The organism is Nocardia sp. NPDC060220 (assembly GCF_042727815.1).
Taxonomy (GTDB): domain Bacteria; phylum Actinomycetota; class Actinomycetes; order Mycobacteriales; family Mycobacteriaceae; genus Nocardia.
Map to the genome: position 1 here is coordinate 1 of NZ_JBHWZY010001072.1, position 2,041 is coordinate 2,041.

Here is a 2,041-nt window from a genome sequence, read left to right on the forward strand (position 1 = left end):
AGCCGTTGTAGTCCTGGTTCGCCCGATCGCCCAGGTAGGCCATCCAGGCGCCCGCGTACACCCCGCGATGGTCGGTGCGGTTGATCTCGATCTCCACCCCGCCGGACAGTTTGGTGAGCCGGACCTCGCCGTCGATCAGCACGTAGAAGCAGGTGGCGGGTTCACCCTCGCGAAACACCGGGCCCGGTTCGACGTACTCGATGCGCCCGATGGCGCACAGTTCGGCGAGCTGGGAGTCGTCGAGCTTCTCGAACAGGAACAGGGTGCGCAGTTCTCCCGGATCGCAGATCATAGAGTCCTCACTCACGCTGTCTCAATGGGCATGATCGGGCGGCCTGCGTGGTTACGCTCCGCTACCGCCTCCGGCCGCTGACCTCTCATGCCAGATACCGGTGGACGAGCATGACCGCCATCGCGCCCTCGCCGACCGCCGAGGCGACCCGCTTGGCGGATTCGGCGTGCACATCGCCCGCCACGAACACGCCGGGGACGCTGGTCTCGAGGTGTTGCGGCGGGCGCGGCAGTTCCCAGCCGGGTGGTCGCGCGCCGTCGACCATCAGGTCGGGCCCGGCCAGCACGTATCCGGCGGCGTCGCGGGTGACGACGCCGTCGAGCCAGCCGGTCTGCGGCGCGGCGCCGATGAACAGGAACAGCCGTTGCGCGTCGACCTTGTCTTCGGTGCCGGTGCTGTTGTCGCGCAGAACGATGCGTTCCAGGTGTGTGTCACCGTCGACGCCGACGACCTCGGTCTCGGTGTGTACGACGATGTTGGGGATGGCCGCGATCTGCCGGACGAGATAGTGCGACATCGACTTGTCCAGCGAGTCGCCCCGGACAACCAGGTGCACGCGACGCGCGTTGCGGGACAGGAACACCGCGGCCTGTCCGGCCGAGTTGGCCCCGCCGACGATGTAGACCTCCTGTTCGGCGCACTCGGCCGCCTCGGTCATCGCCGAACCGTAATACACACCGCGCCCGGTGAATTCGTCCACACCCGGTGCCGGATGGCGTCGATAGTCCACGCCCGTAGCGATCAGAACCGTATGCGCGCACAGCTTTCCACCGTCGGCGAATCGCACGGTGCGCGCCGACCCGTTGATCTCGAGCGCGACCACATCGCGAGTGGTGATGATCTCCGCGCCGAATTTCGCCGCCTGTCGCCGCGCCCGATCCGCCAGCTGTGACCCCGAGACCCCGTCGGGAAATCCGAGATAGTTCTCGATCCGCGAGCTCTGCCCCGCCTGTCCGCCGGTGGCCGTGCGCTCGACCAGCACCGTGCGCAAGCCCTCCGACGCACCGTAGACCGCCGCGCCGAGTCCGGCGGGTCCGCCGCCGACCACGATCAGGTCGTAGAAGTCCCCGCTGGGTTCGACGGTGAGCCCGACGTTTTCGGCGAGCTCGCTGTCGGTCGGCTGGATCAGGGCGGTGCCCGCGGCCGTGATCACCACCGGACAGGTCAGCGGATCGGCGCCCGCCGCCTCCAGCAACCGGGTGCCCTCCGGCTCGTCGACCGGATACCACCGATACGGCAACTGATTGCGCGCCAAGAACTCTCGCACCTGCGAAGACCGCGGCGACCAGCGATCGCCGACGACCTTGGTCTCGTACACCGGCCGCTGCTCGGCGCTGCGCCACACCTCGAGCAACCCGTCGATCACCGGGTAGAGCTTCTCCTCCGGCGGGTCCCACGGCTTGAGTAGATAGTGGTCGAGATCGATGACATTGATCGCGTCGATCGCGGCGTCGGTGTCGGCATAGGCGGTGAGCAGCACCCGGCGTGCGTAGGGGTGCAGGTCCATCGCCTGTTCGAGGAATTCGATGCCGTCCATGCCGGGCATCCGGTAGTCGGCGATCAGCACCGCCACGGGCTGCCCGCGCAGTTTCATCTCGCGCAGCGCCTCGAGTGCCTGCGGTCCCGATTCGGCCCGCAGAATCCGGTAGTCGGCGCCGTAGCGGCGGCGCAGGTCCCGCACCACGGCGCGCGATACGCCGGGATCGTCGTCAACGCTCAGAATGGCCGGTTTGGTTACCGAGGGAGTGC

At 68.0% G+C, this 2,041-nt stretch carries 2 protein-coding genes; both read right to left on the reverse strand.

Annotation, left to right across the window (positions count from 1 at the left end; all coding sequences use genetic code 11):
• Positions 1–292 (reverse strand): cyclic nucleotide-binding domain-containing protein (locus ACFWF3_RS33720; RefSeq protein ID WP_379318028.1); only part of this gene is annotated, 292 nt, incomplete at its 3' end.
• A gap of 85 nt (positions 293–377) precedes the next feature.
• Positions 378–2,015, reverse strand: a complete 1,638-nt coding sequence (locus ACFWF3_RS33725; RefSeq protein ID WP_379318029.1) for an FAD-dependent oxidoreductase — start codon at positions 2,013–2,015, stop codon at positions 378–380.
• Positions 2,016–2,041 lie beyond the last annotated feature (26 nt).